This window comes from Psychrobacter sp. 16-MNA-CIBAN-0192 (assembly GCF_040309565.1).
GTDB lineage: Bacteria > Pseudomonadota > Gammaproteobacteria > Pseudomonadales > Moraxellaceae > Psychrobacter.
This window is the reverse complement of the sequence record NZ_JBEOOX010000102.1, coordinates 1-296: the sequence shown is the minus strand read 5'-3', so window position 1 is coordinate 296 and position 296 is coordinate 1. Positions and strand designations below refer to the sequence as shown.

At 39.9% G+C, this 296-nt stretch carries 1 protein-coding gene; it reads right to left on the bottom strand.

Going from position 1 to position 296, the window contains the following annotated elements:
* Positions 1–108: 108 nt before the first annotated feature.
* The coding region (locus tag AAEY78_RS12525; protein WP_502943764.1) for a hypothetical protein at positions 109–296 on the bottom strand (188 nt) is incomplete at its 5' end.

Here is a 296-nt window from a genome sequence, read left to right as displayed (position 1 = left end):
AAGTAAAACTGCGCCATTTTTAAAAGCGCAATTAAGCCACACACACTCTGGTTAAGCGGTTTATCGTCAGTTTGCGTGTAATAAAAAAGAGCCAGAGGCTCTTTTTTATTAATCAAGGGCCAACCAAACGCCCACAAGTATCATTAAACTGCCTGCTATACGGTTCATCCATTTAATATTATCGCCACGGGCTAAAAATAAACGTAAGCTTTTACCGCCTGTTGCATACGCTAACATACTTAAAAATTCGGTGGTCATTATAACGCCAAGCAATACTAAAAGCTGAGGAGCTACAG